General features: G+C 64.7%; 19 protein-coding genes. 18 read left to right on the top strand and 1 reads right to left on the bottom strand.

What is annotated here, in order from left to right:
* The first annotated feature begins 117 nt into the window (after positions 1 to 117).
* From AB3X94_RS03990 to AB3X94_RS03965, 6 genes are all read left to right on the top strand, one after another.
* Positions 118 to 963 (top strand): helix-turn-helix domain-containing protein, encoded by an 846-nt coding sequence (locus tag AB3X94_RS03990; protein WP_368610829.1) that lies wholly within the window; start codon positions 118 to 120, stop codon positions 961 to 963.
* A 45-nt stretch (positions 964 to 1008) separates the two neighbouring features.
* Positions 1009 to 1416 carry a DUF2000 domain-containing protein gene (locus AB3X94_RS03985; RefSeq protein WP_013092622.1) on the top strand — a complete coding sequence of 136 codons (408 nt, stop codon included), beginning with the start codon at positions 1009 to 1011 and terminating at the stop codon, positions 1414 to 1416.
* Positions 1417 to 2029: 613 nt separating this feature from the next.
* Positions 2030 to 3421 carry a class I SAM-dependent methyltransferase gene (locus AB3X94_RS03980; RefSeq protein ID WP_176106912.1) on the top strand — a complete coding sequence of 464 codons (1392 nt, stop codon included), beginning with the start codon at positions 2030 to 2032 and terminating at the stop codon, positions 3419 to 3421.
* A 22-nt stretch (positions 3422 to 3443) separates the two neighbouring features.
* A complete protein-coding gene (locus AB3X94_RS03975) occupies positions 3444 to 4799 on the top strand; it encodes a sensor histidine kinase (protein WP_176106911.1) in 1356 nt (451 codons plus the stop codon).
* A gap of 8 nt (positions 4800 to 4807) precedes the next feature.
* Positions 4808 to 5932: a hybrid sensor histidine kinase/response regulator gene (locus tag AB3X94_RS03970; RefSeq protein ID WP_176106910.1), complete on the top strand. Its 1125-nt coding sequence runs from the start codon at positions 4808 to 4810 to the stop codon at positions 5930 to 5932.
* Positions 5932 to 6939, top strand: a complete 1008-nt coding sequence (locus AB3X94_RS03965; protein WP_176106909.1) for a response regulator — start codon at positions 5932 to 5934, stop codon at positions 6937 to 6939. Before AB3X94_RS03970 ends, AB3X94_RS03965 begins: the two co-directional genes overlap by 1 nt.
* A 131-nt stretch (positions 6940 to 7070) precedes the next feature.
* On the opposite strand, the gene AB3X94_RS03960 is transcribed toward AB3X94_RS03965, so the two are convergent.
* Positions 7071 to 7961, bottom strand: coding sequence for a 2OG-Fe(II) oxygenase (locus tag AB3X94_RS03960; RefSeq protein ID WP_176106908.1), 891 nt, complete (start codon positions 7959 to 7961; stop codon positions 7071 to 7073).
* Between the two features lie 436 nt (positions 7962 to 8397).
* Here AB3X94_RS03960 and AB3X94_RS03955 point away from each other — a divergent pair, with 436 nt between their 5' ends.
* The 12 genes from AB3X94_RS03955 to AB3X94_RS03900 all read left to right on the top strand — a co-directional run bounded on the left by AB3X94_RS03955 (position 8398) and on the right by AB3X94_RS03900 (position 26077).
* Positions 8398 to 9669 (top strand): efflux RND transporter periplasmic adaptor subunit, encoded by a 1272-nt coding sequence (locus AB3X94_RS03955; RefSeq protein WP_176106907.1) that lies wholly within the window; start codon positions 8398 to 8400, stop codon positions 9667 to 9669.
* A 15-nt stretch (positions 9670 to 9684) separates the two neighbouring features.
* The gene (locus AB3X94_RS03950; protein WP_368610828.1) at positions 9685 to 12810 is read left to right on the top strand and encodes an efflux RND transporter permease subunit; all 3126 of its coding nucleotides are present in this window, start codon (positions 9685 to 9687) and stop codon (positions 12808 to 12810) included.
* Positions 12807 to 16121: an efflux RND transporter permease subunit gene (locus AB3X94_RS03945; protein WP_176106905.1), complete on the top strand. Its 3315-nt coding sequence runs from the start codon at positions 12807 to 12809 to the stop codon at positions 16119 to 16121. The genes AB3X94_RS03950 and AB3X94_RS03945 overlap by 4 nt, the downstream gene beginning before the upstream one ends.
* Positions 16118 to 17746, top strand: coding sequence for an efflux transporter outer membrane subunit (locus AB3X94_RS03940; RefSeq protein WP_368610827.1), 1629 nt, complete (start codon positions 16118 to 16120; stop codon positions 17744 to 17746). The genes AB3X94_RS03945 and AB3X94_RS03940 overlap by 4 nt, the downstream gene beginning before the upstream one ends.
* 9 nt (positions 17747 to 17755) lie before the next feature.
* Positions 17756 to 18379, top strand: coding sequence for a chromate transporter (locus AB3X94_RS03935; protein ID WP_176106903.1), 624 nt, complete (start codon positions 17756 to 17758; stop codon positions 18377 to 18379).
* Between the two features lie 44 nt (positions 18380 to 18423).
* Positions 18424 to 18960 (top strand): chromate transporter, encoded by a 537-nt coding sequence (locus tag AB3X94_RS03930; protein WP_176121023.1) that lies wholly within the window; start codon positions 18424 to 18426, stop codon positions 18958 to 18960.
* A gap of 234 nt (positions 18961 to 19194) precedes the next feature.
* Positions 19195 to 20592 carry a PLP-dependent aminotransferase family protein gene (locus AB3X94_RS03925; RefSeq protein WP_368610826.1) on the top strand — a complete coding sequence of 466 codons (1398 nt, stop codon included), beginning with the start codon at positions 19195 to 19197 and terminating at the stop codon, positions 20590 to 20592.
* A 182-nt stretch (positions 20593 to 20774) separates the two neighbouring features.
* Entirely contained in the window at positions 20775 to 21806 is a 1032-nt protein-coding gene (gene eutB, locus AB3X94_RS03920) for a hydroxyectoine utilization dehydratase EutB (RefSeq protein WP_176106901.1), read from the top strand.
* Complete coding sequence (locus AB3X94_RS03915) at positions 21803 to 22807, top strand: cyclodeaminase (protein WP_368610825.1); 1005 nt, start codon at positions 21803 to 21805, stop codon at positions 22805 to 22807. The genes eutB and AB3X94_RS03915 overlap by 4 nt, the downstream gene beginning before the upstream one ends.
* A gap of 53 nt (positions 22808 to 22860) precedes the next feature.
* On the top strand, positions 22861 to 23886 hold the full coding sequence (gene doeB / locus AB3X94_RS03910; protein WP_176121026.1) for a N(2)-acetyl-L-2,4-diaminobutanoate deacetylase DoeB: 1026 nt from the start codon (positions 22861 to 22863) through the stop codon (positions 23884 to 23886).
* A gap of 7 nt (positions 23887 to 23893) precedes the next feature.
* Positions 23894 to 24385: an Lrp/AsnC family transcriptional regulator gene (locus AB3X94_RS03905; RefSeq protein ID WP_013092605.1), complete on the top strand. Its 492-nt coding sequence runs from the start codon at positions 23894 to 23896 to the stop codon at positions 24383 to 24385.
* Positions 24386 to 24553: 168 nt separating this feature from the next.
* Complete coding sequence (locus AB3X94_RS03900; protein ID WP_368610824.1) at positions 24554 to 26077, top strand: NAD-dependent succinate-semialdehyde dehydrogenase; 1524 nt, start codon at positions 24554 to 24556, stop codon at positions 26075 to 26077.
* The last annotated feature ends 38 nt before the right edge of the window (positions 26078 to 26115 follow it).

Raw genomic sequence — 26115 nt, 5'->3', positions numbered from 1 at the left:
ACCCGGTCGCGGCTCGCTTCGCATGCGCCTGGCGCTGGCGTCCCCGCCGATCCCGATTCCCACGCTGCCGTACACTATCCGCTGGCCGCATCGCCCGCGGGCCGTCAGCTCCAACCCATGCCCACTCCACTCGATCCCGCTAACTGGCTAACCGCCCGCCGCGATGCCGAAACCGGCATCGAAAGCCTGCGCGCGCATTTCAGCGGCCACGCCTACGATCCGCACGATCACGACGACATGCTGATCGGCTACACGGAGCAGGGCGTGCAACGCTTCCAGTGTCATCGGTCGTTGCACACCAGCGTGCCGGGCCGCGCGATCCTGATCGAGCCCGGCGCGCTGCACGACGGTCACGCGCCCGAGGCGGGCGGCTTCACGTACGCGATGCTGTATCTGCCGCAAGCCTGGGTCGAGCGCGCGGCGCGCCGGCTCGACCTGCCGGGACTGGCCGGCGTCGAGGCGGCGTTCGGCCATACGCTCGTCGACGACCATGCTCTCGTCGATGCGATCCGCCAGGCGTTCGTCGCGATTCATGGCAACGAGGGCCGGCTCGCGCGCGACCAGACGCTCGATCGTCTGCTGCTGCGACTCGGCGCACAGTTGCGCGACGCGCCGCTCGCCGGCGACCCCGCCGCGTCGCCCGCGATCGCGCGGGTGCGCGATCTGCTGCACGAACAGATGGACGGCAGTCCCGGGCTCGACGAACTCGCCGAAGTTGCCGGCATCGACCGATTCAGGCTGACGCGTCTGTTCCAGCGCGCGTTCGGCACGTCGCCGCACGCGTATCTGGTGCGCTTGCGCCTGCGCGCCGCGCGGCGCCTGCTCGCGGCCGGCCGCACGCCCGCGCAGGTCGCGGCCGAAGTCGGCTTCTCCGACCAGAGCCATCTCGGCCGCTGGTTTCGTCGCGCGTATCGGATGACGCCAGCCGCGTACCGGCAGATGTGCACAAACGTTCCAGACTGATCGCGCGGCATCGTCGATCATGAGCGGCTCAACGAAGGAGTCGTCATGTTCGATACCAAAGTGGCGCTGATCGTGCGCAGCGATCTCGCGGTCTGGCAGAAGCTCAATGTGGTCGCGTTTCTCGCGACCGGCGTCGCGGCCGCGGCGCCCGATGCGCTGGGCGAGCCCTACGAGGATGCCGCCGGGCACCGCTACGGCCGCATGCTCGGCCAGCCGATGATGGTGTTCGCCGCCGACCGCTCCGGTCTGCAGGGTGCGCATCGGCAGGCGCTGTCGCGCGAGCTCAGAATCGTGCCGTATGTGCACGCGATGTTTTCGACGGGGCATGACGCGGCGAACCGCGCAGTGTTTCGCGCCGAGGACGCGGCCAATCTCGACCTCGTTGGTCTCGCGCTGCACGGACCGAAGAAAGCCGTCGACAAGGCCGTGAAAGGTTTGGCCTTGCACGAGTGAGTCGACGAGTGCGCGAGCCGCTCGATTGTCGACGGCACTCGCGCCGAAGCTAAAAAAAAGCGTTTGCCGCGCCGGACCTGAATTGCGTTAAAACAAAAAAGCTTATTCGGCGAATGCACGAGGCATCAATTGCCGCTTCATTTCACATCGTTTCGACTCTCGAAACGGTATTGCGTCAAAGCGCCGGTCTATCCAACGGGCATAGATCGGAAAGGCACAAGTAACGCACCTCCTCTATAGCGGAGCGTGTCGCCGTCGTGGCAATGCGATTGCAAGTCTTTGTCGGGAAACGAATTGTCGGCGATTGCGCCAACGCGGTCGCCAACTCGTTTCAAATTATTCTTTGCAAAAACGGCTTTCTATAGCATGGACATGCTCGCGAGAAAACCTTGCGTATACGTTTCAACCTAAATTGAACCTCATTCAGAATTGAATCTGTTGATGTTACACTGCAAGCCGCTGGAGCCATTCTGGCAAAGGGCTTTGGTGTTTCCAGCTCAACTGTGGTTTGAAACGCGTCCACGACTTGTCGCTGGTGTCGTGCGTGCGGCAGCCATTCACTGGACTTCTCCAACACCCTGCTGCGTTCCCGGATTCCTCAGGTACTAATACCGTGTACTCTCAAACGCAAATCGACCCGGTGGTCAGCTTCCGCAACTCGCAGCGCGAGCATGTGCGTGGGACGATCATTAACCTCCAGAGAAAGTCTTTGGTCATGGAGGTCTATAACCCCTATTCCATCGTGCAGGTCAGCGAGGTCTTAAGCGAGCTGAGCGTGCGCATGGGCACCAAGAATGCCTATCTCGGCAAGGCGGTGGTGGTGAGTCTGGTGAACACCGGTCTGACCGCGGTGGTTTCACTGGCACTCATCGACGAATGGCGCGAGCTTAGCGTTCTGCCCAATGAAGCGAAGTCGGTCGGGCGGGAAGCAGAACTCTTTATTAGCGACTGGGACGCGCGCTTCAATATCCGCCGCGACTATCAGATCGTCGTGAACGAGATGCGCGCGTTCCTGTCGGAAGTGTCGCGCTGGGTGGAGCAGGTCGATCTGACCGAGAGCTTGCCGAAGACCGAAGGCGGCCGGCTGCGCGAGGACCTGTTCTACGAGCTTGCCACGCCGATCATGCTCAAGATCAAGTCCTACCTCGACCGTCTCGAGGAAGAAGCCGAGCGCGTCGACGCGGAGATCGCACCCGTGCATCGCACCTATGCGCAATCGGCGCTGCATCCGTTGCTGCTGCGCGCGCCGTTCGTCTACCGCACGTTCACCAAGCCGCTCGGCTATGCCGGCGACTACGAGATGGTCAATCAGATCCTCAGCGATCCGCAGCAGGGGCCGACCACTTACTTCCAGATCGTCAATACCGCGTTCCTGCAGGCGGCGGTCGCGACCGCGCACCGCAACCGCATCACTCTGCTGATCGACTTTCTGACGCGGCAGGCCGAGGCGGCGCGCGCGGCCGGCAGGCCGTTCCGCATCCTCAACGTCGGTTGCGGGCCCGCTTTCGAGATCCAGCGGTTCGTGCGTGAATATCCGCATCCGGAGCTGCTGTCGTTCGAGCTGGTCGACTTCAGCGAGGAAACGCTGGCGTTTACGAAGGACGCGATCGAGAGCTCGGCGCACGCCGCGGGCCATAAAGCCTCGGTGCAAATGGTGCATCAGTCGGTGCACGACCTGCTCAAGCGTAAGATTTCCACGGACCCCTCCGCGCGCGAATTCGACGCGGTGTACTGCGCCGGTCTGTTCGACTATCTGTCGGACAAGGTCTGCGCACGTCTGCTCAGTTACTTCGCCGCTCGCACCCGACCCGGCGGCCACTTGCTGGTCACCAACGTCCATTCCGCGAATCCGGAGAAGTACGGGATGGAGCATCTGCTCGAGTGGTACCTGATCTATCGGAACGAGAGCGGCATGAGCTCGCTGCTTCCCCCCAACTCCACTGACCAGAAGCTCTACGTCGACGAGACCGGGGTGAATGTGTTCGCGGAAGCAACGATCCTCTGAAACCGTGTCGACATCCCTGTCCATGACTACCAGTCCCCTGCAGAGCGGCTATCAAACCGAGCTGGCCGACTTTCGCGTCACGTTCAGCCGGGGCGGCGCGTGCACCGCGATTGCGCTCGTGCTGCTCGGCGTGGGGCTGGATTACGCGCAGTATCCGCAGTATCAGACGTCGTTCGCGCTCGCGCGGCTGCTCGTGTCGTTGATGATCGGCGGTATCGTCGCCTTGCTCGACACCGACATGGGACGACGGCTTACTCCATGGCTGACGCTGTCCTGGCTGCTGCTGCCGCAGGTGATGATTTCATGGATGATCTGGCGCACCGATGGCGTTCTGTCGCCTTACTATATGGGGCTGAATCTGGCCATCTTCGCGTCCGGCATTGCCTTGCCGTTCGGCTTGTGGCAAAACCTCGTGTTTGGCGTGTTGTCGTGCCTTCTGTATCTGCTGGCCTGCCTGTTGCCTCCGCATGACGGCTTGCCGCTCGGCACGTTGACCGTCAATGTTCTGCTGCTTCTGTTCGCCGCGGCCGCGAGTGCGGTCTACACGTTCTTCAATGAACGCGTGCGCTTCATGCTGTTTCGCCTGAAGGCCGAGGTGTCCGAGAAAAACGCGGAGGTCTCCGCGAAGAACGCCGAGCTCGAAGTGATCAATCGGCAGTTGCTCGACATCAAGGGCCAACTGCTGCAGCAGGAAAAAATGGCGGCGATCGGTACGCTCGCGGCGGGCCTGCTGCATGAAGTGAACAACCCGGTGAACTTCTGCCTGATGGCGATCGAGGTCGCTCTGGAGGAGCCGATCTCGAAGAAGGAGCCGACGCTGCAGGAATGTCTGGTCGATGCGCGGCAGGGCATGCAGCGGATCCAGCACATCGTGTCGGACCTGAAGACGTTCGCGTATCGCAAGCCCGGCGCCGAGGCGGAGCTGGGCACGCCGTTCCTGTTCGAAAAGGCGCTCGATTCGGCGATCCGGCTCGTCGGGCATGAATTGCGCGGCGTCACCGTGACGCGCGAGCTGCCCGCGGATACGCTGGTGCAGGGCGACGAGGCGGCCATCATCGGCGTGCTGATCAACCTGCTGTCGAACGCGGTGCTGGCGATGCGCAAGGCGGGCACGCCCGCGCCGGCGATCCACGTCAACGTCAGATGGACGGAAGAGCGCCTGCACGTGACGGTGAAAGACAATGGGCCGGGCATCGCGCCGGAGAATATCGCGCGCGTGTTCGAACCGTTCTTTACCACCCGCGAAGTGGGACAGGGCCTGGGCCTCGGACTGTCGATCAGCTATGCGGTGATCGAGCGCCACGGCGGCCTGCTGTTTGCCGAGAGCGAGCTGGGAAGTTGGGCGGCGTTCAGTTTCGATCTGTCGCCCGCACCCTGAGAAACACCATGAATGACATCCGTCAGACACAGCCCACTCTTCTCTACGTCGATGACGAAGAGTTGGCGTGCAAATATTTCGCGCGCACCGTCGGTGCCGATTACGAGGTCCTGCTCGCGACGAGCAGCGACGAGGCCATCGCTATCCTCGAGCAGGACAGTGCCCGGATCGCGGTGCTGGTCACGGACTTCCGCATGCCGGGGCGCGACGGCGGCGACCTGCTGCGCCAGGTGGCGCTGGAGTATCCGCACATCGTGCGGATTCTGGTCACTGCTTACGCAGACGTCGAGATGCTGTTGCAGACGGTCAACACCGGCGAGGTGTTCCGCATCCTCGAAAAGCCGCTGAAGCCGGCGGCGGTGCGCGATACGCTGCAACTGGCATTTGACCGCTACCACGAACGCGCGATGCAGAATCAGCGTCTGATCGCGATCGACGAAACCCTCGCGTTCATCGCGCACGAACTGAACACGCCGCTCGCGGCGATCGCGTTGAACGCGCACAGCATCGAAGATCGGACCGACGCGGAGCGCGATGCCGAAGGCGAAATTCTCGGCGCCGCGAAATCGATGCGCGAGAGTGCGCAGTACTGCATGGCGGTGGTGTCGTCGTTCTGGCGCTCGGTGCACAACGGGCGGCGCCGGCAACAGGAGGGCGACGAGGCGCGTATCGAGAGCACCGCGCATGGGCTGATCTCGGCGTTGCTCGATACGTATCCGTTTACGACCGCGCAGCGCTCGTGGGTGCATGTCGATGTCGAAAGTGACTTTGCGGTGCTCACGCAGCCGAACTGCGTGGCGCTCGTGCTGTCGTCGCTGTTGTCCAACGCGTTGCGCGCGCTCGCGGATGTGCCGTCGCCGTCGGTGCGCTTTACCGTAACGACGGAACCCCACCCGAGCATCGGCATCTGCGACAACGGGCCCGGAATTCCGCCCGAGATCAAAGACCGCCTGTTGACGGACCCAATTACAACGCACGCGAAATCCGGGGGGAACGGCTTGGGCCTGATTCTATGCAACCGTGTCATGCAGTCCTGTGGCGGCGGACTCAGGATCGAGTCCACGTCGGGGGGAGGCACCACCGTAGTGCTGGATTTCCCCCATATCAAAGGTCAAACGCACAGGAGTTGTTGATGAACGAAGCAAAAGCCACAGAGGAGTTGGCGCCGGCGATCATCTTCGTCGATGACGAAGCTACCGCCGTAAAGTACTTCCAGCGTGCCATCGGAAGCCTGGCGCCGGTCCTGACTGGCGGCTCGGTGGAAGAGGGCAAGGCGCTGCTCGACGAGCACGGCGACAGGGTCGGCGTTCTCGTCTCCGACCAGCGCATGCCGGGCGAGTTCGGCAACGAGCTGCTGCGCTACGCGAGCGAGCGCTTTCCGCATGTCGTGCGGATTCTGACCACCGCGTATTCGGAAATCGATCAGACCGTCGCGGCCGTCAACCTCGGCCATATCCATCGCTACATCAAGAAGCCTTGGGACATCACGGCGCTGCGCATGGAGTTGAAGCAGGCGCTCGAACTGGCCGAGCTGCGCAAGGAGCGCGACACGCTGGTGCGCGAGAAGCTGGGCGTGCTGCAAAAGCAGGTGGTCGCCACCCGCATTGGTCTGGTGCGTTCGCTGTCGGCTACGCTGATCGGGCCCGAGCGCTTCCAGCCGGTCGAGACGTATCTTGCGGCGGCGGTGCTCGCCGAAGTGCCGAACTCCGAGCCGGACTGGCTGCTGCAGGACTACTCCGACCTGATCGCGGCCGAGAGTGCCCGCAGCGGCGCGTTCGGTCATGCGGTCGCGGCGCATCTCGCCACGCTGCGCAACCGGCACGGCGGCGCGAGCGTGACGGCGAGTGACGCGCTGACGGCGCTGGCCGGGGCGTTTTCCGAGGCTGGCATCAATGTGCGCCGCGCAGGCGATGGTCTCGTGTGCGACCAGCCGGCCACGCTCGCGGAGTTTCTCGCGGAGCCGGGCAACAACGCGGTGTCGAGCGGCCACGCGGCATGGCTGGCGAGCCTGCTGTGGCTCGACGGCACTGACGGTGCATTGCAGCCGGCACGCGAAGGCAATGCGATCGCGTTCCGGCCGGCGCAGCGCGGTAACGAGTTCGCCGCTGACCGCCTCGCCACGTGGATCGAGCAGTTCTGATCAGTTTGCTTAGAGGGCGCGGCGTCTGACGCGCCCCTACTCACACTGGCTTCGCGCCGCAGCCCGCCTCGGCTAGCAGCGCGAAGCTGACCAAGGCTCGCACGAGCCGTCCCCGCTTCGGTCGATCATTCTCAAGCCTGAATGCGCGGCACGAAGCGCCGCGTGCGAATCCATTTGGTCGCCACCCACTTGTCGCCGGTGCGCAGCGGCGTGCTCGCGTGCAGCGAGCTCGGATCGCACATCCCGTAGCGGTTGCCGTATTCGAAGTAGAGCGCATGCCCGCGCTGCGGCACGACCGACCAGCCGAGCTGCGGAAACACCGTCTCACCGCCGCCTTCCACGTCTTTCAGATACATCAGCAGCGTGCCCATGCGCTGGCCGCTGCGGCCAATCGACTCGCGATTCGCTGCGTTGCCCGTCATCAGATAGTCGACGTGCGGCGTCGACTCCGCGCCTTCCTCATAGTGAAGCATTTGCAGGCCTTCGCCGTTCTCGACCGGCGTCGCCGTCAGTTCCGCGATGCGCGCCTCGATGCGCGCGATCAGCGGCGTCTCGCCCAAACGGAAAAACATCCCGTGACTGCTGCGATGAGCGGCGATCACATCGCGGCCGGTCACCGGATCGACGACGGCCGAGCGGTCCAGCCGCGGCTGTGCCAGCGCGATCAGCTGCTCGCATTCGTCGGCACTCAGGAAGTTGGCGAGGTGCACGGCGGCTGGTCGTTGCAGCCGCGACAGCACGCGCACCTTGCGCTCGCCGAGCTGGATCAGAGGACCTTCGGGCACGCGCAGCGGCTCGGGCTGATAGCTGAGCGGCGCGCCGCCGACTTCGAGCTTGTCGCCGGGCAGCGCCATGCCGTACAGGAACGCCGACGCGACCGCCTCGACCATCGCCGCGGCCAGCTCGGCCGCGTTGTTGCGGCTCACCAGTTCGTTGACGATCGCTTGCGGCGCGACGCCGCGCGAAAGATTGGCGGCGATCCAGTCGCGGACTTCGGCGGGGAAATTGACGGTGATGGACATCGGGGCGAGCTTGTGGGGTGTCGTGACAGTCGCGGCGCGACGCTGGCTCGCGATGATATCGGACGAATGTGACGACTCTGGACGGACGGCCCGGTTTTCATTTGGCTGTCGTCTGTTACCGCATGTTGCGATGTCCCGCCGCGCTCAAAACTCGACCCATGCGGATGTCCGCCGCCCGCGCGCCGCCTGATCGATACCCCAACCCTTTCACCCGCCAACATATTGCACCCCTGTAACTCAAGCCCTGCGCAAGCCGGCTAGATTCACGCATGCCCCACACCAAAGTCGCGCCCCGCTTTCTTACGTCTTCATAACAACAGTACCGAGGGCTTCGACTGATGACAACGCGCGCGAACCGTGTCACTTTTGCGCAGTCCCGTCAGAGGACGAGCTTCCAGCCGAATCTTGACATCAATATCCGTTCCCGGAGATCAACATGAGCGAAACCGTGTCCCCGCCGCCAAAGCGCTCGCGACGCGGGCTCATCATCTTCGCGGTTGTCCTGCTCGTGCTGGTCGCGCTCGTCGTGGTTCATCTGCTGACGCGCAAGAAGCCAGCGCGCGAGAACGCGGCGATCGTCGTCACCGTTGCGCAGGCGACGCTCGGTTCGATGCCGGTCACGCTGAGCGAGCTCGGCACCGTCATTCCGATCGCGACCGTGACCGTGCTGCCGCAGCTGAGCGGCTATCTGACCGAGGTCGGCTATCACGAAGGCCAGGAGGTGCAAAAAGGACAGTTCCTCGCGCAGATCGATCCGCGCCAGTATCAGATCAGCAAGCAGCAGGCGGAGGCGACGCTCGCGAAAGACCGCGCTTTGCTCGCGCAGGCGCGCGCCGATCTCGAGCGCTATACCCAGCTGAACGAGCGCAAGTCGATCGCGCAGCAGACCTACGCGGATCAGCAGTTTCTCGTGCAGCAGGACGAAGCGGCGGTGAAGGTCGATCTCGCCAACATCGCCCAATTCGATCTCGACCTCGCGTATTGCCGCATCACCGCGCCGATCGCGGGCAAGGTCGGCTTGCGGCTCGTCGATCCGGGCAACTACGTGACCGCGTCGTCGACGACCGGAATCGTCGTCATTACGACCGTGAAGCCGACCACGGTGCAGTTCACGGTGCCGCAGGATTCGCTCGCGTCGATCGTGCAGCGTCTGTCCACCGGCGCGAAGCTGCCGGTCACCGCGTATTCGAGCGACAACTCGCGCGAGATCGCAACCGGCACGCTGTACGCGGTCAGCAACCAGATGGCGACCGCGACCGGCACCATCACGTTGCGCGCGACCTTCGCGAACGACGACGAAGCGCTGTTCCCGAACGAGTTCGTCAACGTGAAGCTGCTCGTCGACACGATGCAGAACGCGGTGCTCGTGCCGAGCGCCGCGGTGCAGTCCGGCGCGCCGGGCGACTTCGTCTATCTGGTCAATCCGGACAGCACGGTGTCCGTGCACAAGGTCAAGCTGGGCCCGAGCGACGGCAGGAATACGGTGATCGAGTCGGGTCTCGCGGCCGGCAACCAGGTCGTGACGGACGGTACGGATCGTCTGAACGACGGCGCGAAGATCCAGCCGGCGCATCCGAAGTCCGCCGCCGCGGCAAGCGGCGCGGCCGCCGCCGGCCCGAAGGCGCCCGCCGCGGCGTCCGAAGGAGCGCCGGCGTCGAGCGCGGCGGCATCGCCCGCTGCGGCCGCGTCAGAAGCCGCTTCGTCGTAACGGACCGCCGCGCCGATGAACATTTCCCGCCTGTTCATACTTCGCCCGGTCGCGACGCTGCTGTTGATGATCGCGCTCGTGCTCATCGGTCTGATCGCGATGCGCGTGCTGCCGGTGTCGTCGCTGCCGAACGTCGACTATCCGACGATTCAGGTGCAGACCTTCTATCCGGGTGCGAGCCCGACGGTGATGGCGACCACCGTGACGGCGCCGCTCGAAGTGCAGCTCGGCGAGATTCCGGGCCTGCAGCAGATGACCTCGTACAGCTCGGACGGCGCGTCGGTGATCACGCTGCAGTTCGATCTGTCGCTGAACCTCGACATCGCCGAGCAGAACGTGCAGCAGGCGATCAACGCGGCGAACAGCTATCTGCCGTCGGGCCTGCCGGCGCCGCCGACATACGCGAAGGTCAATCCCGCCGACCAGCCCATTCTGACGCTCGCGGTCACGTCGAAGTCGATGTCGCTGACGCAGCTCGAGGACGTCGCGAACAATCGCCTCGGCACGAAGATCTCGGAGGTGTCGGGGGTCGGCGTCGTGACGACGAGCGGCGGCAACGTGCCCGCGATCCGCGTCGAGGCCGACCCGCACAAGCTTGCCGCCTACGGCCTCAATATCGACGATTTGCGCACGCTGCTCAGCTACGTGAACGTGAGCCAGCCGAAGGGCAATTTCGACGGCCCCGATCTCGACTACACGATCAACGGCAACGATCAGATCACCGACCCGAAAGACTATCTGGACACGGTGATCGCCTATCAGAACGGCTCGCCGGTCTACATGCGCGACGTCGCGCGCGTGAGCCAGGCCGCGCAGGACGTCGAGCGCGGCGCGTGGTACAACGGCTCGCCCGCGATCGTGCTGAACGTGCAGCGCCAGCCCGGCGCGAACGTGATCCAGACGGTCAATCAGATCATGAAGGTGCTGCCGCAGCTCGAATCGACGCTGCCGGCCGGCATGAAAGTGACGGTGGTGTCGGACAGTACCGGCGTGATTCGCGCGTCGGTCGCGGACGCCGCGTTCGAGCTGATTCTCGCGATCGTGCTGGTCGTCGCGGTGATCTTCGTGTTCCTGCGCAACGTGCCCGCCACCGTGATTCCGAGCATCTCGGTACCGGTCTCGCTGATCGGCACGCTCGCGGTGATGTACCAGCTCAACTATTCGATCGACAACCTGTCGCTGATGGCGTTGATCATTGCGACCGGCTTCGTGGTCGACGACTCGATCGTGATGATCGAGAACATCGTGCGCTATCTGGAAGAGGGCATGTCGCCGCTCGAAGCCGCGCTCGAAGGCGCGGGGCAGATCGGCTTCACGATTCTGTCGCTGACCATTTCGCTGATCGCGGTGCTGATTCCGCTGCTGTTCATGGGCGGCGTGATCGGGCGCCTGTTCAGCGAGTTCGCGGTGACGCTCGCGGTCACGATCGTGATTTCGGCGGTCGTGTCGCTGACGGTGGTGCCGATGCTGTGCGCGCGGATGCTGCGCGCGCAGGCCGAGCGGCATCCGAGCCGCTTCGAGCGCATCAGCGAGCGCCTGTTCGACAAGACGCTTGCCGCCTACGAGCGTGGCCTGCGCTGGGTGCTCGACCATCAGACGCTGACGCTCATGGTCGCGGTCGCCACCGTCGTGCTGACCGGCATCCTGTATGTGGTGATTCCGAAGGGGCTGTTTCCGGTGCAGGACGTCGGTGTGATCCAGGGCATCAGCGTCGCCGACAACTCGGTGTCGTACGCGGCGATGGTGAAGCGGCAGAGCGCGCTCGCCGATGCGGTCCTGAAGGACCCGGACGTGGTGTCGCTGACGTCGTACGTTGGCATCGACGGCACCAACGCGACGCTGAACAACGGCCGCTTCCTGATCAATCTTCGCGACAAGGACAAGCGTTCAGACAACGCGCAGGAAATCGCGCGCCGGCTGGCGCAGGAAGTCGCGCATGTGCCGGGCGTGAAGCTTTTCATGCAGCCCGAGCAGGACCTGACACTCGACACGACCGTGTCGCCGAACCAGTACAGCTTCGTGTTGCGTGGACCGAGCCAGCAGGCGTTCCAGAAGTACGTGCCGGAACTCGTCGCGCGTCTGAAGCAGATTCCGTCGCTGTCCGACGTGCAGAGCGACCTCAACACCGACGGCCTCAGCGTGAACGTCGAAGTGAACAGGCAACTGGCCGCGCGCTTCGGCATCACGCCCGCGACGATCGACAACGCGCTGTACGACGCGCTCGGCCAGCGCATCGTGTCGACGATCTTCGAGCAGTCGAGCCAGTACCGCGTGATTCTGGTCGCGAAGCCGGAGTCGATGCCGACCGTGCAATCGATCGGCAATCTGTATCTGCCGAGCCAGACCAGCAGCACGGGTCAGGTGCCGCTGTCCGGCATCGCGAAGATCGAGATCAGGAAGGCCCCGCTCGTGATCAGTCACCTTGCGCAGTTCCCGTCGGTGACGATCTCGTTCAATCTCGCGAAGGGCGCGTCGCTGAGCACCGCGGTGGAGGATATTCACCGGGCCGAGCAGGCGATCGACCTGCCGCCGTCGATCACGTCGTCGCTGCAAGGCGCGACCGCGGCGTTCGAGGATTCGCTATCGAGCGAGGTCTACCTGCTGATCGCCGCGCTCGTTGCCGTGTATATCGTGCTCGGTGTGCTGTACGAGAGCTTCATCCATCCGGTCACGATCCTGTCGACGCTGCCGTCGGCGGGCATCGGCGCATTGCTGTCGCTGATGCTCGCGGGGATGGATCTCGACGTGATCGGCATCATCGGTATCGTGCTGCTGATCGGCATCGTCAAGAAGAACGCGATCATGATGGTCGACTTCGCGCTCGACGCCGAACGCAATCACGGCAAGGCGCCGCGCGAGGCGATCTTCGAGGCGTCGCTGCTGCGTTTCCGCCCGATCCTGATGACGACGCTCGCGGCGATGCTCGGCGCGCTGCCGATGCTGCTCGGCACCGGCACCGGTTCGGAACTGCGCCGCCCGCTCGGCCTCGCGATCATCGGCGGTCTGACGCTGAGCCAGGTGCTGACGCTGTTCACGACGCCGGTGATCTATCTGTTCTTCGACCGGATGGCCACGCGCGTGAACCGCTGGCGCGCCGAGCGCGCTAAGCGCAACTCAGGCGGCGCGGAGGGCACGCGGTGAACATCCCGGCGCTCTTCATCCGGCGACCGGTCGCGACGACGCTGCTCGCGATCGCGATCCTGATCTCCGGCACGCTCGCCTATTTCCGCATGCCGGTCGCGCCGCTGCCGAACATCGCGTTTCCGGTGATCGTCGTGCAGGCCAACATGGCCGGCGCGAGCCCGAACATCATGGCGTCGACGGTGGCCGAGCCGCTCGAACGGCGGCTCGCGACGATCGCCGATGTCGAGGAGCTGACCTCGATCAGCTACGTCGGCTCGTCGATGATCATCGTCGAGTTCGGTCTGAAGCGCGACATCAACGGCGCCGCGCGCGACGTCGAGGCGGCGATCCAGGCCGCGCGCGCCGATCTGCCCACCACGCTGCGCAGCAATCCGAGCTACCGCCAGTACAACCCGGCCGACGCGCCGATCGTGGTGCTGTCGCTGACCTCGGACACGCTGACCAAAGCGCAACTCTACGACTCCGCCGATTCGGTGATCCAGCAGCAGTTGTCGCAGGTGCAGGGCGTCGGTCAGATCACGCTCGGCGGCGGCGCGTTGCCGAGTGTGCGCGTCGAGTTGCAGCCGGGCAAGCTCAATAGCTACGGCATCGGCATGGAAGACGTGCGCGCGGCGATCAGCGCGGCCAACGCCGACAGCGCGAAGGGGCATATCGACGTCGGCGATCAGCGCTACGTGGTCACCTCGAACGATCAGATCACGCACGCGGCGCCGTATCGCGATCTGGTGGTCGCGTATCGCGACGGCGCGCCGGTGAAGTTGCGCGACGTCGCCCAGGTGCGCGACTCGAACGAAAATATCCGCAATGCGGGGCTTTTCAACGGCAAGTCGGCGATTCTGGTGATCGTCTATCCGATGCCGGGCAGCAACGTGGTCAGCACCGTGCAGCAGATCCGCAACGTGCTGCCGGCGATCGAAGCGACGTTGCCGAGCAGCGTGCACGTGGATGTCGCGATCGATCGCTCGCAGTCGGTCACGTCGTCGGTCGGCGATACCGAGCGCACGCTGTTCATCGCGGTGCTGCTGGTGGTCGGCGTCGTGTTCATCTTCCTGCAGTCGCCGCGCGCGACGCTGATTCCGGCGGTCGCGTTGCCGCTGTCGATCGTCGGCACCTTCGGGCCGATGTATCTGCTCGGCTATAGCATCGACAACCTGTCGCTGATGGCGCTGACCATCGGCACCGGCTTCGTCGTGGACGACGCGGTCGTCGTGCTCGAAAACGTCGTGCGGCACATGGAGCTGGGACTGAGTCCGAAAGAGGCCGCGGTGAAGGGCGCGGGCGAAGTCGGCTTCACGGTGATTTCGATGAGCCTGTCGCTGATCGCGGTGTTTCTGCCGATCATTCTATTTCCGGGCATCGTCGGACTGATGTTTCATGAGTTCGCGATCACGCTGTCGATCGCGATCCTGATCTCGCTGGTGATCTCGCTGACGGTCACCCCCGCGATGTGCGCGTACGTGCTGAGCCGCGACAACACGGGTCATTCGAAAGCGCGCTGGGCGCAGTGGATCGAGCGGCAGTTCGATCGCTTCAAGGATGTCTATGCGCGCTCGCTGACGGCCGTGCTGGATCATTCGCTGCTGGTGATCCTGCTGCTGTTCGCGCTGCTGGTCGGCAACGTGTTCATGCTGAAGCTGGTGCCCGCCACCTTCTTTCCCGAGCAGGACACCGGCATCGTGATCGGGCAGATCATCGCTGATCAGAGCATTTCGTTCACGGCGATGCAGAAGAAGCTCGCGCAGTTGCAGTCGATCGTGCAGAGAGATCCGGCGGTGCAGTCGGTCGCGGGCTTTACCGGCGGACGCGCGCTCAATACCGCGAACGTGTTCATCGAGTTGAAGCCGCTGTCGCAGCGGCACGCGACGGCCACCCAGGTCGTGAACCGCCTGCGTCCGAAGCTCGACGAAGTGTCGGGCGCGCGGCTCTTTCTGCAGGCGCAGCAGGACTTGCGCATCGGCGGGCGGCAATCGGCGGCCGAGTACCAGTACACGCTGACGAGCGACGATTCCGCAGCACTGTTCGCGTGGACGCCGAGACTCGTCGCCGCATTGTCGAAGGAGCGCGGACGGCTGCTCGACGTGAACTCCGACTTGCAGCAGAACGGCCTGCAGACCTACCTGACGATCAATCGCGCGACCGCCGCGCGCTTTGGCTTCGCGCCGAACCAGATCGACAATGTGCTGTACGACGCGTTCGGCCAGCGCACCGTGTCGACGATCTATAACCCGCTGAACCAGTACTTCGTCGTGATGGAGGTCGCGCCCGAGTACTGGCAGTATCCGGAGACGCTGAGCCGGATCTATCTTAGCGCGTCCGCGGGTAATCCGACCGGCACGGCCGCGACGCAGATGCCGCATGGCACGGTGTCGGCGACGACTCGCGCGACCACGGCCAGCGCATCGTCGAACACGAACTCGCGCAACTCGGACGCGCAGTCGAACGCGACCAACAACAGCATCGCCAATAGCAAGGGCGGCAGCTCGACCGGCAGCGCAGATAGTACGGCTGCCGAAACGATGGTGCCGCTTTCGGTGCTGACGTCGTACAGGAACAGCCATACGTCGACGCAGGTGAACCACCAGAGCGGGCTCGTCGCCGCGACGATCTCGTTCAACCTGCCGGCCGGCGGGTCGTTGAGCCAGGCAGGCGCGGCGATCAACGAGACGATCCGCGACATCGGCATGCCCGCGAGCATTCACGGCTCGTTCGCGGGCGCGGCGGCGGCCTATTCGCAGTCGCTGGGCGTGGTGCCGCTGCTGATTGTCGCGGCGCTCGGCGTCGTCTACATCGTGCTCGGCGTGCTGTACGAAAGCTCGATCCACCCGCTGACGATCCTGTCGACGCTGCCGTCCGCGGGCATCGGCGCGACGCTCGCGCTGCTGATCTTCGGCACGCCGTTCTCGGTGATCGCGATGATCGGCATCATCCTGCTGATCGGTATCGTCAAGAAGAACGGCATCATGATGGTCGACGTCGCGATCCAGTTGCAGCGCCACGAACGGATGCCCGCGCGCGACGCGATCCACGCGGCCGCGCTGATCCGTCTGCGGCCGATCATGATGACGACGTTCGCGGCCGTGCTCGGCGCGGTGCCGCTCGCGATCGGCATCGGCCAGGGCGGCTCGCTGCGCCAGCCGCTCGGTATCACGGTGATGGGCGGGCTGATTCTGAGCCAGATGTTCACGCTCTATACGACGCCGGTGATTTATCTGTATCTCGACCGTCTGCGCGCACGGCTGGTCAGATGGTCCGCGGGTCTGCGCTGGAACCGCGACGCGACGCCGGGACAACCGGATACGAAGGCATGACGATGAAGATTTTTTCTGAACGAATGACGGGGCCGCGCGCCGGGTTGCCGGGCGTCGCGACGCTGGCCGTCGCGCTGCTCGCGCTGTTCAACGCCGGCTGCATGGTCGGCCCGGACTATCACCGGCCGCAGGTCAGCGTGCCCGCCACGTACTCGGAGCTGCCGGGCTGGACCCAGGCCGAGCCGAACGCGACCGGCCCGAAGGGCAGGTGGTGGACCTCGTTCAACGATCCGCTGATCGACGAACTCGAACCGCTCGTCGCGGTGTCGAACCAGACCGTGCGCGCGGACTACGCGAACTACCAGCAAGCGCTCGCCGAAGTGCGCGCCGCGCACGCGGCGCTGTTCCCGACGATCGGCGCGACCGGCTCGGCGACGCGCGAACGCGCGAGCAGCGGTTCGGTCAGTGCAGCGGGAAGCTTCGTCAATGGTACGTCGACGCGCATCGTCAATTCGGGTTCGCTGGAAGGCAACGTGAGCTGGGCGCCGGACCTGTGGGGTCAGGTGCGCCGCACCGTCGAGGAAAACGCCGCGAGCGCGCAGTCGAGCGAAGCGACGCTCGCGAACGCGACGCTCTCCGAACAGGTCGCGCTCGCAACCGCGATCATCGAATTGCGCACCAGCGACGCGAACATCGACCTGCTGCAGCAAACGGTCGTCGCATATCAGCATGCTCTCGACGTCGTCACCGAGCAGGATCGCGCGGGCACCATTCCACCGAGCGACGTGATCACCGCGCGCAGCCAGTTGAATACCGCGAAGTCCGATCTGATCGCGCTCGGCGTCGCGCGCGCGCAGCAAGCGCATGCGATCGCGGTGCTGGTCGGCAAGAACCCGGAGGAGCTGTCGATCACGCATAGCACCGCGATGCCGGCGCTGCCGTCGGTGCCGGTCGGCGTGCCGTCGACGCTGCTCGAACGGCGGCCCGACATCGCCGCCGCCGAACGCAAGATGGCCGCGCAGAATGCGGCGATCGGCGTCGAGGTGGCCGCGTATTACCCGGACATCTCGCTGTCGGCCGCGGCGGGTTTCACGCAGTCGCCGCTGTCCGGTCTGCTGAAGGTCGCGAACTATGTGTGGTCGCTCGGCGGCAGCGCGACCCAGACGCTGTTCGACGGCGGCCTGCGCAGCGCCGACGTCGATGCGGCGAAGGCGGCCTACGACTCGGCCGTTGCCAACTATCGCGGCACGGTGCTGGGCGCGTTCCAGAACGTCGAGGACGATCTGTCCGGCCTGCGCATTCTCGCCGAGCAGGCGGACGTGCTCGAAACGGCGGTGCTCGATGCGGACCGAGGCGCGGAGATCGCGTTCAACGAGTACCAGGCGGGCACCGTCGATTACACGACGGTCGCGACCGCGCAAGCGACGCAGCTGACCACGCGGCAGACCGCGCTGAACGTGCAGGAATCGCGCTTGCTGCACGCGGCGTCGTTGTTTGGCGATCTGGGCGGCGGGTGGTCGACCGGTGAGCTGCATGATCCGCGGCATCCGGCGGCGGCTGCATCGTCGGCAGCGTCTGCGGCTTCCTCGCCTTCGGCGGCGTCTGCTCCATCGGCTACGTCAGCGGGGACATCTGCGGCTATCATGCCGGGCGCGCGGCAAGCGCGGCACGATCAAAACGACTAAGGACGAGCATTGGCCAAAGGCATCCACGGGCACCACGTCAGCGGCCCGGTATCGGCACCCGAAGATGACGCGCCACACCACACACCGCCTCGCGATGTGACCTCGCTGGGCCTCTTTCTGATCTTCGCTCGCATCGGTCTGACGAGTTTTGGCGGCGGCTTGAGCGGCTGGTTCATGCGCGAGTTCGTGCACGACCGGCACTGGATGAGCGAAGACGAATTTCTCAACGGCCTCGCGTTGTCGCAGGCGCTGCCCGGCGTCAACGTGAAGAATCTGGCGATCTGGATCGGTTACCGGCTGCTCGGCTGGCGCGGCGCCGTCGCGGGATTTTTTGGCATCATTTTTCCGGCCGCCGTCGTGATCATTCTGCTGGGCGCGTTCTTTTCGGCGATCGCGTCGTTTCCGCTCACGCATATCGCGCTCGCTGGCGCCGCGGCCGGTGCGATCGGGCTGTCGCTGTCGATGGCGATCACCGCGGCGCGCCGCTTGCCGCGCCGCGTGTTTCCCTATCTTGTGCTGCTCGCGACGTTCGCGGCCGCCGCGGTGTTTCGCGTGTCGCTGGTGTGGACCGTACTGATTGCCGGCGCGTTGAGCGTTGGCTACGAGTACGTGCGCGAGGCGCGCCAGCCCTGATCGGCTTTTGTCGCCACAAGTCAAACTCCCCTAAAGCTTCCGCCGTGCTCAGAACTCTTATCGCGCTGTTTTCGGTTTTCGCGCCGCTGTCGATCGTCACCGTCGGTGGCGGGCAGGGGATCATCCCCGAAGTGCAACGCCAGGTCGTCGACGTGCATCACTGGATGACCCACGCGCAATTTCTCAGCGACTTCGCGATCGCGCGGCTCGCGCCCGGTCCCGGCTCATTGCTTGCGACGCTGATCGGCTATCAGGTCGGCGGCGTCGGTGGCGCGCTCGTCGCGACCGTTGCGCTATTCGGGCCGACGGCGTTTCTGATGTATGGCGTCGTGCACGTATGGAATCGGCACGAAGGCGCGCGCTGGCTGAATGCGTTGCAGGCTGGATTGCGCCCCGTGGCCGCCGGGCTGATTCTCGCGGCCGTCTATGTGCTGATCAAGGACCTCGAAGGCGGCTGGATTGCGTGGCTGACCGCGGCAATCGCGACCGTGCTCGTGATGAGGACGCGTATCAATGCATTGGTGCTGATCGCGGGAGGGGCGATCGTTTTTGTGCTGATGCATTTTGCGGGGTTGCTGTAGCGCGGGGGGAACACAACTACCTTCGCCAGTCGAAACGTTCAGTATCTGACGCGATTTTCCGCCGTGACTGTGCTCAGGCGATGAACCGAATCGCCTGCATCCCACCCCACATTTTTTCGCCCCAATTGCTCTAGGACAATTATTTTCCGCCCCGTTTTTGCCTCACTATTGGAGATCAGGCAAGGCGACACGACTTCAAACGGAGCCGGCGTCGCGATAAACGGAGGAGCAACTGTGATCGAGCAATGGCGCGATGCCGTGCGCGCGGTGCACGGCGTGGAGTCGAAATACAAGCGGCTGGTCAAGGCGATTGCCGGCGACATCGAGAACACGTCGCTGCCGCCTGGCGCGCGCCTGCCGCCGCAGCGCGACGTCGCCGCCGAACTCGCGATCAGCGTGCAGACCGTGACCAACGCATACAAGGAACTGGAGCGGCAAGGGCTGATCCGCTGCGAGGTAGGGCGCGGCAGCTTCGTCGCGGCGCGCGTCACCGAAACGATGTCGAGTTACATGCTCGATACGGCCGAGCGCTCGGTCGTCGATTTTTCGATCGCGCGCATCATTCACACGTCCGAGCACGATGCGATGTGGCGCAAGGTCTGCGCGACGCTCTCGACGCTCGACGATCAACCGTGGATTCGCGCGTTCCGGCCGATCGCGGGCTTCGAGCATCATCGCCAGGCGGGCATTGCGTGGCTCGCGTCGCTCGGCATGCCGGCTTCGGCCGATACGCTGCTCGTCACCAACGGCGCCGCGCACGGCATCTTTCTCGCGCTTGCTTCGCTGGTGGGACCGGGCGACACCGTGCTGTGCGAAAGCCTGACGGATCACGGCGTGATAGGTTCGGCCAACGTGCTCGGCTTCACGCTGAAGGGCCTCGAAATCGACGAGTACGGCATACACCCCGAACACTTCGAGGAGATGTGCGACAGCGAGCGCATCTCCGCGCTCGTCTGCACGCCGACGCTGAACAACCCGACCGTCGCGCTGATGCCCGATTCGCGGCGTCGCGCGATTGCGAAAATCGCCGAACGCTACGGCGTCTACGTGATCGAGGACGACGTGTACGGCCCGTTGCCCGCCAAACATTCCACGCCGATTTCGAGCCTGATTCCCGATCTGTCGTTCTACTGCACGAGCTTGACGAAGTCGGTGATGGCCGGTTTGCGCATCGGCTATATGACGACGCCGCGCCGGCTCGCGCTGCGCGCCGAGAGCGTGCTGCGCGTGAGCAGCTGGATGGCGACTCCGCCGATGGCCGAGATCGCCACGCGTTGGATCGTCGACGGCACGGCCGCGCGGCTCGTCGAAATTCAGCGTGAACGGCTCGGGCGGCGTCAGGCGCAATTGCAGCAGACGCTCGGTAAATATGTCCTGGGCGCGCATCCGCAGGCATTGTCGGCATGGTTGCGGGTGCCCGATCACTGGCGCACCGACCGGCTGGTGCGCGAACTGCGCAACCGCGACATCGCGGTGACGTCGCCCGATCCATTCCTCGTGCGCGACGCGGACCGGCCTAATGCGGTGCGCGTTTGCGTCGGCGCCGAGGTTAGCGAAGACACCTACAAAGCCGCGCTCGAAACGATGCACGATGTGTTCGAGCAATACCCGCAGGTGCACGACTTCACCTGATCGCGCGGGTGCGCGAATTGCGTGCGCACTGACCGAAATGAACTAGGACAATAAAAATCCTTTTTTAGAACACTAGACTGGGCTGCATGGAAAACGATGCGGCCGCGAATCACTGCGTTTATCTGCGACAGCCGTGCCCGCATCGAATAGCGAATCGACCACTTTGATGCAGGGCCTCGCGCATGTCCGTTCCATCGTCAGCCGATCTGTCGTTAGCCGACATTTACCGCGCGCGCAGCCGTATCGACGGCCGCGTGTGCCGTACACCGCTCGTCGAATCACCGAGCCTGTCGGCGCACGCCGGCACGCCGGTCTATCTGAAGCTCGAAACCGTGCAGCCGACCGGCAGCTTCAAGCTGCGCGGCGCGACCAATGCGCTCGCGCAACTGGCCGAGCAGGGCTGCACTCGCGTGGTGACCGCATCGACCGGTAATCATGGCCGCGCGCTCGCGCATGCGGCGCGCGCGCTCGGTATCGACGCAACCGTGTGTCTGTCGCGCCTCGTGCCCGCCAACAAGGTCGATGCGGTGCGCGCACTCGGCGCGCACGTGCGGATTACCGGCCAAAGCCAGGACGAGGCGGAGCACGAAGCATTGCGACTCGCGCGCGAAGAAGGTTATGCCTACGTGCCGCCATTCGACGATCCGCGCGTGATCGCTGGACAAGGGACGATCGGGCTCGAAATCGTCGAGGCCTTGCCCGATGTCGCGAACATCGTCGTGCCGTTGTCGGGCGGCGGGCTGTTTGCCGGCATCGCGCTCGCCGCGAAAAGCACGAGTGCCGCGATCGGTTTGACCGGCGTGACGATGGCGCGCGGCGCCGCGATGCACGCGAGTCTCGCGGTCGGTCAGCCGGTGCTGGTCGAGGAAGTCGATACGCTGGCCGATTCGCTCGGCGGCGGCATCGGACTCGAAAACCGCTACACGTACGCGCTGACGCGCGATCTGATCGACGAAACCGTGCTGCTGGATGAGGCATCGATCGCGCGCGGTATCGCGCACGCGTATCGGCAGGAACGGCTCGTCGTCGAAGGCGCGGCGGCGGTGGGGATTGCCGCGGTGCTCGATCGCGCGCTGCCCGCTGAGCGCATCGCACGCGGGCCGCTCGTGCTCGTCGTGACGGGCGCGAACATCGATATGGATCTGCATCGGCGGATCGTCGGCAACGAAACATCGCAAGCCGCACCGCTACCGAACCCACATACCGCATCATGACCTCGATCACGCTCCTTGGCGAAGCCGAGCTTCGCAATCTCGTGCCGCTCGATCTCGCGGCTATCGACCAGATCGAAGCCGCCTTTGTCGCGCTCGCGACCGAAGCGGTCGCGATGCCGCCGATCCTGCGGCTCGATCTGCCAGCGCATAACGGCGAAGTCGATGTGAAGACGGCCTGGCTGCCGCGCCTCGACAGCTTCGCAATCAAAGTCAGTCCGGGCTTTTTCGATAACCCGTCGCTTGGTTTGCCGAGCCTGAACGGCCTGATGCTGGTGCTGTCGGCGAAGACCGGATTGACCGAGGCGGTGCTGCTCGACAACGGCTATCTGACCGCGATACGCACGGCGGCCGCCGGCGCGGTCGCGGCGCGCTGGCTCGCGAAAGCCAACACGCCGCACGTCGCGGTGATCGGCGCGGGCGAGCAGGCGCGCCTGCAACTGCGGGCCCTGATGCTGGTGCGCCGCGTCGAACACGTACGAGTGTGGGCGCGCGACGCGGCGAGCGCGCTACGTTTCTCAGCAGAAGCGAACAACACGCTCGGCGTGCGCTGCGACGTCGCGGCCAGCGTTCACGACGCGCTCGCCGAAGCGGACGTGGCCATCACGACGACGCCGAGCCGCACGCCGCTCATCGAAGCCGCCGATCTGCATCCGGGCCTGCACATCACCGCGATGGGCTCGGACGCCGAACACAAGAACGAAATCGCGCCGGCCGCGCTCGCGGCGGCGCGCTACGTGTGCGACCGCGCGCAGCAAACGCGGGTGCTCGGCGAACTGCATCACGCGATTGCCGCGGGCACGATGCGTGACGATGTGGCGATCGTCGAAATGGGTCAGGTGATAGCCAAACAGGCGGCGGGCCGCACGAGCGACACCGACGTGACGATCTGCGATCTGACCGGAACCGGCGCGCAGGACACCGCGATTGCCGCGCTCGCCTTGCAGCGCGCGCGTGCCGTGAAGGCGGGGACGACATTTGGCAACGACGCGCCGCTGAAATGACGCGCGATCAACGGTAAAACGCCGCACAAGCGGCTCACGAAGGAGTAGCACAGATGCGGGCATCCCCGATTCAACCGACGGTCGATTTCAACGCCGACGGCGAACAGCATGGTTTCCTGAAGCTGCCTCATTCTCACGACGTCTCCGCGTGGGGCGCGGAGATGATCCCCATCACCGTGATCCGCAACGGCGAGGGACCGACCGCGCTGCTAACGGGCGGCAATCACGGTGACGAATACGAAGGGCCGATCGCGCTGTCGAAGCTCGCCGCCACCTTGAAGGCGAGTGACGTACGCGGGCGTGTGATCATCGTGCCGTTCATGAACTTTCCGGCGTTTCGCGCGGGCACGCGCACGTCGCCGATCGATCGCGGCAATCTGAATCGCAGCTTTCCGGGCAAACCAGACGGCACCGTGACCGAGAAGATCGCCGATTATTTTCAGCGCTATCTGCTGCCGCTCGCCGACTATGTGCTCGATCTGCACGCGGGCGGCCGCACGCTCGACTTCGTGCCGTTCGCCGCGATTCACGTACTGCCCGATGCGACGCAGCAGGCGCGCTGCGAAGCGGCGATGCGCGCGTTCGGCGCGCCGTACTCGATGCGAATGCTCGAGCTAGATAGCGTCGGGCTTTACGACACGGCCGTCGAGGAAGCCGGCAAGGTGTTCGTGTCGACCGAGCTTGGCGGCGGCGGTACCGCAACGGTGCAGAGCGTGGCGATTACCGAGCGTGGTGTGCGCGGTTTTCTGCAGCATGCGGGGATCATCGAGCAGGACGAATCGAGCCGTAACGCGCCACGCACGACCACGCTGCTCGATATGCCCGATGGCACCTGCTACACGACGAGCGAGCACGATGGTCTGCTCGAATTGTGCAAGGACCTCGGCGAGATGGTCGATAGCGGCGAGGTGATCGCGCGGGTTTACGATGCGAATCGCACCGGTGCCGCGCCGATCGAATATCGCGCGCGACGCGCGGGCATGCTCGCCGCGCGGCATTTTCCGGGGCTGGTGCGGATCGGCGATACGGTTGCGGTGGTCGCCGACGTGCTCGAACGTGGCATACCGGTAACGGTCTGAACGCGCGATGAAATTCGACCGCTACGATCTCGCGATTCTGCGCATTCTCGCGCGCGACGGACGAATCACGAAGTCGCGCCTCGCCGAAGAAATCAATCTGTCGATTTCGCCGGCATGGGAGCGCGTGAAGCGCCTCGAAGAAGAGGGCGTGATTCGCGGGTATCGCGCGGATATCGATTGGGTGCGCGCGTTCAAAGGCAGCCGCGTGGTGGTCGAGGTGACGCTAGCGCGTCATACCGCACCGGACATGCGGCGCTTCGAGGAGCGCATCGCGGCCGCGCCCGAAGTCGTGCAATGCCTCGCGACTGGCGGCGGCGTCGACTATGTGATGCACGTGCTGTCGCGCGATATCGACCACTATCAGCGCTTCATCGATACGTTGCTCACCGACGAATTGGGCATCGAAAAGTACTTCACCTATATCGTCACGAAGGTGGTGAAAAGCGGCGCCGAAGGACTGCCTGATTGGGCGGAACAATCGATTGGCGAGAACGGTTGAATGGCGCTGTAAATGCGGTCCAAATACGGTCAAAAGTCCCGCCCGAAAAAACATCAATCACGGGGCGAATTGCAGAAAAAACGCAGTTTTCCAACCGCGACAACAAAAAAATCCGCAGTGCCCGAGGACCTACAGTGATAGCAGAGACATCGCACACAGGAGGTCGTCATGTTGCTGGGTCATCCGGTCCTATTCAAATCGCTGTGCTACGTGGATGGACGCTGGGTCCATAGCGCGAGCGCCGCGAGCGTCGCAGTGCAGAATCCCGCGAATCAGGAAGTACTCGGCCATGTGCCGATGCTCGACGCGGCGCAGATCACCGCCGCAGTCGATGCCGCGCAGCGCGCGTTCGACACGTGGCGCTGGGTACCGGTCGCCAAACGCGCGGCGCTGCTATTGCGCTGGCATGAACTGATCCTGCGTCATCAGCAGGATCTCGCTGCGATCCTGTCACTCGAACAGGGCAAGCCGCTTGCCGAAGCGCGCGGCGAAATCGCGTATGGCGCGAGCTTCGTCGAATGGTTCGCGCATGAAGTGCGGCGCCTGAATGGGCGCACGATTCCGACGCATATCGATGGCGCGCATCTTGGCACGATCATCGAGCCGGTCGGCGTCGCCGCACTGATCACGCCGTGGAATTTCCCGTGCGCAATGCTCACGCGCAAGGCCGCTGCCGCGCTGGCCGCAGGTTGCACGGTGGTCGCGAAGCCCGCGCACGAGACGCCGTTCTCCGCACTCGCGCTCGCGCAACTCGCCGAAGAAGCCGGCTTTCCGGCAGGCGTGTTCAACGTGGTGCTCGGCGAGCCGCAAATGGCGATGGAAACGCTGGTTTCCGATAGCCGCGTGCGCTCGGTCAGCTTCACCGGATCGACGCGCGTCGGTGCTCTGGTTCAGCAAACGGCCGCACGGGCTGGCATCAAAAAGACCGCGCTGGAACTCGGCGGCAATGCGCCTTTCATCGTGACCGAAGATGCGGACCTCGCACAGGCCGTGCGCGTCGCGGTCGCGGCGAAGTTCCAGACCTCGGGCCAGGACTGCTGCGCGGCGAACCGGATCTTCGTCGCGCGTTCGTTGTATGAAGCGTTCGTCGCGCAATACAGCGATGCCGTGAGGGCGTTGAAAGTGGGCAATGCATTCGACCCGCACGTGGACGTGGGCCCGCTGATGCACCAGGCCGCGTTCGACTCGACCGTGCAGCGCGTCGCCGACGCGCGCGAGAAGGGCGCGCGCATCACGGTGGGCGGCTCGGCGCACGAGCGCGGCGGCTGGTTCTTCGAGCCGACCGTGGTGGCCGATGCTGCGCCCGGCATGCGCATCTATGACGAAGAGAACTTCGCGCCGATCTCGGCGGTCACGCCGTTCGATTCGCTCGACGAAGTGGTCGAACGCGCGAACGACACCGAGTACGGACTCGCCGCCTACGTGTGCGCGAAAGATCTGAACACCGTGTTTCAACTGATCCGCCGACTCGACTTCGCGATGGTGTCCATCAACGGCGCGAAGTTTACCGGCGCGCCGATTCCGTTCGGCGGCATCAAGTCGTCGGGGCTTGGACGCGAAGGCGGCGTCGAAGGCTTCGAGCCGTTCGTCGAGACACGTTATTTCTGCCTTGGCCAGCTCGGCTTGCCGGTCAGCGACAGCGCCCCCGCTCGTGCCGCGGCACACGCGATGGCGACGGACGCAACGGCCTGAACCTACTGTTTCATTCATCAAGACATCACACGAGGGAG

Source organism: Paraburkholderia sp. BR10923, assembly GCF_040948765.1.
GTDB classification, from domain to species: Bacteria; Pseudomonadota; Gammaproteobacteria; order Burkholderiales; family Burkholderiaceae; genus Paraburkholderia; species Paraburkholderia youngii.
This window is presented reverse-complemented; position numbering and strand designations above follow the sequence as displayed.